This window comes from Streptomyces milbemycinicus (assembly GCF_002154605.1).
Lineage (GTDB): Bacteria > Actinomycetota > Actinomycetes > Streptomycetales > Streptomycetaceae > Streptomyces > Streptomyces milbemycinicus.
In genome coordinates this window covers 1-988 of record NZ_MUNE01001036.1, presented here as the reverse complement: position 1 = coordinate 988, position 988 = coordinate 1, and the positions used below count along the sequence as shown (strand labels likewise).

Sequence of the window (988 nt, the reverse complement as noted above, 5' to 3'; positions counted from 1 at the left end):
GATGCCGTGGGCGGCGGCCTGGTGGCGCAGGTGGGTGACGATGGCGCCGCGCACGGTCTGGGACAGGCGGGTGTTGAGTGTGCGGCCCTTGCCGCGTGCCTGGATGTCGCGCAGGTCTTCGAAGTAGATGACCCGGGCCCCGGCGGCGATCGCATGGTCGGTCATGAAGCGGGCGGCGGCCTTGGCGAGCGCCGCGTTCAGCCGGGTACGGCGCCTTGCGACGCGCTCCCGCTCGGCCTGAAGGACGGCGAGCTTGGCCAGCAGCAGCGGGCTCGGGCGCCGGCCGCGCTCCTGCCGTGAGGTGATCAGGACGCGCAGGCGGTCGATGCGGGCGCCGATGTGCTCACTCAGGATGCGCAGCCGGTCGGCCTTGGCCAGCACCCCGGCCGCACGGAAGTACAGTGGGTGCCCGTCGGTCACAACCCTCGGCTGCGCCTCGTCGGTGAGGTGGAGGGTGCCGCCGGTGAGCAGGGTGTTCAGTCCCCAGTCGAAAGCCACCGCCGTACGGTGGCGGCGGGCTGCCGTGCAAGGGGATGATCCAGAGGGACAACATGGGTCGTGCGCGTGTCGATCGTCGTCATCGGACACCCTCCCGTTCCGGCCGCCAACAGGGGGGACGCGCAGGGTGGGCCCGTTGCCTGACAGCGGGACGAAAGGCGGGGCCGCGGCCGGCCCGGTTCGCGGTCCGGAACAATAAATCCCCACCTGGTGAAATATTCGCATCACGTTGCCCTGCGGGCCAGGTCATAGACGGTTTCCGGTCACTGGAGGGGGTCGTTCCGGTCAGTGTGCGGACCCCGGCCGCGGATCACGTGATTGACGAGACGTCACGGATTGATAACTCCAGAAAATCGTGCAACCCTTCCGGCTTCACGCGGGTCGTATGTGGCGTCAGGCTTCCTGGGGAGGGATTCCGGGGGGGGGAATCCGGGGAATACGAGGAAGCCTTGCGGAGGGGGAAGCGAGGGGCCCGGTCCATGGACCGGGC

The 988-nt window shown here is 69.3% G+C and carries 1 pseudogene; it reads right to left on the bottom strand.

Features of this window, described 5'->3' with window-relative positions:
* A pseudogene (locus tag CCN51_RS55530) lies at positions 1–498 on the bottom strand (zinc ribbon domain-containing protein); the annotation flags it as partial.
* Between the last annotated feature and the right edge of the window lie 490 nt (positions 499–988).